General features: G+C 73.7%; 3 protein-coding genes. 1 reads left to right on the top strand and 2 read right to left on the bottom strand.

Features of this window, described 5'->3' with window-relative positions; all coding sequences use genetic code 11:
• The coding region (locus VF697_RS07890; RefSeq protein ID WP_331092888.1) for a sensor histidine kinase at window positions 1-1720 on the bottom strand (1720 nt) is incomplete at its 3' end.
• A 257-nt stretch (window positions 1721-1977) separates the two neighbouring features.
• Here VF697_RS07890 and VF697_RS07885 point away from each other — a divergent pair.
• Window positions 1978-2733: a CHAP domain-containing protein gene (locus VF697_RS07885; RefSeq protein WP_331092887.1), complete on the top strand. Its 756-nt coding sequence runs from the start codon at window positions 1978-1980 to the stop codon at window positions 2731-2733.
• A 53-nt stretch (window positions 2734-2786) separates the two neighbouring features.
• On the opposite strand, the gene VF697_RS07880 is transcribed toward VF697_RS07885, so the two are convergent.
• The coding region (locus VF697_RS07880) for a protein kinase domain-containing protein (RefSeq protein WP_331092886.1) at window positions 2787-5270 on the bottom strand (2484 nt) is incomplete at its 5' end.

The raw sequence follows: 5270 nt of genomic DNA, 5'->3' as shown, positions 1-5270 counted from the left end.
CGCCGTCGGGGGCGCCCAGCAGGGGAAGGGCCACGGTGAAGCGGGCGCCCTGTCCGGGCTCGCTCGCCACCGAGACGCTTCCGCCGTGCCCCTCGACGATCTCCCGGAGGATGTAGAGCCCGAGCCCGAAGCCGCCGTAGTGACGCAGGGGCGCGGCGCGCTCGAAGCGCCCGAAGATGCGCTCCTGGTCCTCCGGCGGGATGCCGATGCCCTCGTCCTCCACGCTCAGCAGCGCGCGGCCCTGCTCGGCCCGGCAGCGGAGGTGGATGGGGCAGGTGGCCCCGTACTTCATCGCGTTGGACAGCAGGTTCTCCAGCACCTGCTCCAGCCGCAGCCGGTCCCCGAGCACCGGCAGGGGGCCCTCCACCTGTGCATCGAGCGAGCACCCCGCCTGGGCGAGCACCTCGTGCGAGCGCTCCAGCACCTCGCGCACCAGCTCCGCCAGGTCGCACGGCGCCAGCTCGAGCTGCAGCTCGCCCCGCGTCAGCCGCGACAGGTCCAGCATGCTCTCCACCAGCCGGGTGAGGCGCACCACCTGGCGCTCGGCCACCATCAGCCGGGCCAGCAGCTCCTCGGTGGCGGGGGAGCCGCCGCGCACCATCCGCAGGGCATGCTGCACCCCCAGCCGCAGCGGCGTGAGGGGCGTGCGCAGCTCGTGCGAGGCGAGGGCCAGGAACTCGTCCCGGGCGCGCACCATCTCCTGCGACTCGTGCAACAGCCGCGCCCGCTCCGCCTCCTCCTTTCGGCGCTCGGTGATGTCCACGAAGGTGATCACCGCGCCCAGCCGCTCGGAGCCCCGCAGCACCGGGTAGGACCAGAGCTCCGCCGGGAAGCCCGTGCCGTCCGCGCGCCACAGCCACTCGTTGTCGCTGTGGCGGCCCTCTCGCACGGTGGTTTCGTAGATGGCGCACTCCGACCGGGGGTAGGGCGTCCCGTCCGGGTGGCTGTGGTGGATGGTCTCGTGGATGGGGCGCCCGAGGAGCACCGAGGCGTCCGGGTAGCCCAGCAGCCGCACGCAGGTGCGGTTGGCGAAGGTACACCGCCCCTGCTGGTCGATGCCGTAGATGGCCTCGCCGGTGGAGTCGAGCAGCAGCCGGAAGCGCTCCTCGCTCCGCCGGAGCTGCTCCTCGGCGTACTTGCGCGCGATGCCTTGCGCCAGCGCGTCCGCCACCGAGGCCAGCGCCTCCATCGTGTCGTCCTCCAGCCGTCGGCGCGAGAACAGCGCCGCCACCCCCACCACGCGGCCCTCGGCCAGCAGCGGGTAGCCGGCGAAGGTCACCAGCCCCTCGCGGCGTGCCCACTCCTTGTCCGACACCCGTGGGTCGTTCATCACGTCGTGGGTGATGTGCGGGACGCGCTCCTGGGCGAGCTGGCCAATCTTGAGCTGGCCCACGGGGATGCGCGCATGCGGCCCATCCAGGTGGGTGTAGAGCCCCGCGCTCGCCCACAGCTCGAGCACCTGCTCGTCCGGAGGCAGTACCCAGATGCGCGCGAAGGCCGCCCCGAGGTGGCGCACCATCGCCTCCGCGCACGGCTGCAGCAGCTCCGGCAGGGTCCCCGGGCGGGCCAGCACGGCGCCCACCTCGGCGCGCAGGAGGGTAGGGGCCCCTGGCTCCCCCGACCGTCTCCGTGTCGGATCACGCCGGGTGAGCCACGCTCCCGTGGCGCCACCGAGCGCACCCGCCAGCAGGCCGAGGACGAGGGGATTCACGCTTCCCACGCTAGTGCCCTCCCTCCCTCCCACGAAGACAAACCTCCCGGCTCCCTGCAATCCTCCAATTCTCCTGGACGGTCCACGGCCCTGGGCGTCCAGCGGAGAACACCCCGGGCGGCGCCTCTCGGGTGCTCCGCGTCCTCCCGGTCTCTCCGTCCCCCTGAGGGGCCCCGGGCGAGGTGGTGCCCCCGCTCGGTCGTAGAGGGTGCAGGCGGGGGTTGCGGTGGATAATGTCGCCCCCCTTCGTCTCCCAGGGCCCTCGCATGCGCTGTCTCTTCCTCGCTCCGGTGTGTCTCCTCGTCGCCTGTGCCGGTACGGCGCCCGCGCGCCGCCCGGCTGTCGTCGCCCCGGTGGAGGCCGTCCACCTGGCCGCCCAGGCGCCGCTCGAGGACGTGGTGGCGGAGGCGAACGCGCTGGCCACCGTGCTCGAGGCCATGCGGCTCGCGTCCAGCGCCTCGTCCCCGCACCTCGGGTTCGCGGCGGCGCCCTCGCGCTCCGCGGCCCTCATCGTCGAGCGCGCGATCCAGCTCCTGGGGGTGAAGCAGCTCAGCCGCGTGGACCGGGGCGTCCCGGACGACTGCTCCGGCTTCGTGCGGCTCGCCTACCAGAAGGCCGGCATCGACCTCGTCAACCACGGCTTCCTCGCGGGGGAGAACGCCGTCACCGCCATCTACCGCCGCGCGGAGAGCCGGGGCGCCCTCCACCAGCGCCGACCGCGCCCGGGGGACCTCGTCTTCTTCCGCGAGACGTATGACCGCAACCGCGACGGCCAGCGCAACGACGGGCTGACCCACATCGGCGTCGTCGAGAGCGTCGAGCTCGATGGCACCGTCACCTTCATCCACCGGGGCAGCAAGGGCATCGCCCGCTCGCGCTTCAACCTCCTCTTCCCGCGCACCCACCGCGTCGGCGAGGGCGGGCCCGTCCTCAACGACTTCCTCCGGGCCGCGGCACGGGGACAGCGCGCCTGGCTCACGGGCGAGCTCTTCGTCGGCTTCGCCTCGCCTGGGCCGCTGTAGTCACCTCGGCGGGCCACCCGCACCTCGAGTGGGATGAGGGCGAGCGGAGCGCGCTACTTCTTCGTCAGCGTGCGGATGGCGTCCTCCGCCTCGTCCTGGCCGCAGTTCTTCGAGCCGAGCAGCGCCTTCTCCCGGGGCTGCTCGCTCAACCGCTTGAGCGCCGGCACCGCGTCCGCGTCTCCCAGCGCCGCGAGCCGCCGCGCCGAGCGCGCCCGCGTGCCGCAGTTCTTCGAGTCGAGCGAGCGCATGTACAGCCTCACCAGGTTCACGCCGTCGGTGGACTGCACCGCCTCCAGGTAGCGCAGCGCGCCCCACTGCCGGGGCGAGGGCTCCTCCGCCGCCAGCTCCTCGAAGGACTGCTTCACGTGCTCCTTGGGGAGCGCGGCCAGCACCTTGCGCAGCCCCTTGTCCGTCTCGTCCTCGCCGAAGTCCTCGGCCAGCGCGTCCAGCACCTGCCGCTCGACGGACTCGCGCGCCTCCGCGTCCAGCCCCGCCAGCACCGAGTGCTCCTCCTCGTGCCGGTTGAGCCCGTGCAGCGCCCGCGCGCGCACCTGCCGCATCGCCGCGTCCTTGTCCTTCTTCACTTCCGCCGGGACGTCCGTCAGGCGCTTGAGCGCGTCCGCGGGCTTGCCCGTCTCCAGCAGCTCGCGCGCCTGGTACACGGGGTCGTCGCGGCGCAGCTTCTCGAAGGTGCCGAGGCCCAGCACCACCACCAGTCCCACGCCCACGCCCGCCGCCCGGCCCGGGTGGGCGCGCACGACGGCCAGCGCTCGCCTGGCCACCACGCCCAGCACCGGCGCCACCCGCTCCCACGCCTTGCGCAGCGGCCGCACCACCGGGGCGAGCTGCTCCTCGAGCGGGGGACGCATGGACACCTCGTCCTGGCCACCAAAGGGCAGGCCCTCCGCGGCCCGGCGGCAGCGGTAGAGCTGGAGCGGCTCGCCAATGCCCGGCATCGGCACCGTGCCGCAGGGCTCGGAGTCTCCCTCCACCCGGCCGCGCGCGAGGTTCACCGACTCGGTGAAGATGACCTCACCGGCCTCGGCCACCGCCTCCACCGCCTTCACCACCTCCACCGGCTCGCCCAGCACCGCGTCGCGCGTGAGGAGCACCTCCCCCGTGTGGAGGCAGATGCGCACGGGGAGCTGCTCCTCCGGGGCGCACTGCTGGTTGTGCCGCCACAGCCGGTCCTGCATGGCCATGCCGCACAGCACCGAGTGGGTGGGCGAGGGGAAGACGGCCAGCAGCGAGTCACCCCGCTTCTGCACCAGCTTGCCGCCGTACTCGCGCAGCATCGGCAGCAGCAGCCCGTCGTGCGTCTCCAGCATCCGCGCGTTCTGCTCGTGCGTCTGCCGCGAGGTGCGCTCGGTGTAGCCCCGCAGGTCGGTGAGCATCACCGTCAGGTTCTGCGGCTTGCTGCCCGAGAGCGTGCTGCTCCCGACGACGCCCGGCAGCGTGCCCGAGGGCTTGGGCGCGAGGAAGCCCGTGGTGCCGCGCACCGGATTCACGGGCTCCTGGACGGAGCGGGTGGGGGCGCGCGAGGGCCCGGGGCTCGCGGCCCCGGAGGCCGCCACGGCGGCGATGGAGGACGGGGAGGGACGGGTGGGAGCGCGGGAGGGCGAGGGGCCGTCGCTCTCGGGTACCGCGAAGGCGAGGGTGCCCGAGGGCGGAGAAGGCGCCGGTCCCGGCGAGGGCGCGGCGAAGGCGGCCGTGCCACCCCCGAGCGAGGCGGGCGGGGGCGCGAGGAAGGCGGTGATGCCCGAGGAGAGGGGAGAGGCGCCCGAGGCCGCCGCGAAGGTTCCCGCCGCCACGCCCTGGGCACCCGCGGCCGCCGCGGCGCCGAGTGCGTCCACCAGCGCGCTCGCGTGGGGCAGCCGCTGGCCAGGGTCCTTCTGGAGCAGCTGCATCACCAGCGCGACGAGCGCCGGGTAGGCGCTGAGCGTGGGCGCGGCCTCGAGGAGCGGCAGGGGCGAGGCGGCGGCGTGCTGGGCGACGTACTGGGTGGGCCCCGGTCCCGGGAAGGGGAGCTGGCCCGAGAGCACGCGGTAGGCGAGCACTCCAAAGGAGTACAGGTCACTGCGCGTATCCACCGGTGCCCCCACCGCCTGCTCCGGCGAGAGGTACTCCGGCGTGCCCACCACCAGGCCCACCTGGCTGAGGTTGCTCGCCGTGTCCGGCTCCACCAGCCGGGCGATGCCGAAGTCCAGCAGCCGGGCCTGCTCGCCGCGCAGCCCCTTGGTGAGGAGCACGTTCTCCGGCTTGAGGTCGCGGTGGATGATGCCCTTGTCGTGGATGGCCGCCAGGCCCTCGGCGAGCTGGTACAGCAGCCGCAGCGCGCGCAAGGGAGCCATGGCCCCCTCCTGCAGCACGTCGTAGAGGTTCTCTCCCTCCACGTACTCCATCACCAGACAGGCGCCGACTCCCGCCTCGCCATAGTCGATGACGCGCACCACCGCCGGGTGCTCCACCGCCGACAGCAGGCGCGCCTCGCGCTTGAAGCGCTCGGCCATGCTCGGGTGCAGCATCAGGTCCGGATG

Origin of the sequence: Archangium sp. (genome assembly GCF_036388035.1) — a bacterium.
Classification (GTDB): domain Bacteria; phylum Myxococcota; class Myxococcia; order Myxococcales; family Myxococcaceae; genus Archangium.
Note: the sequence above shows the minus strand (reverse complement) of the source record. Positions and strands in the feature narration are given on the sequence as shown.

Bases quoted from the DNA above. Each gene is read 5' to 3' on its own strand.
- VF697_RS07885 (WP_331092887.1), top strand. From the start codon at position 1,978: ATGCGCTGTCTCTTCCTCGCTCCGGTGTGTCTCCTCGTCGCCTGTGCC.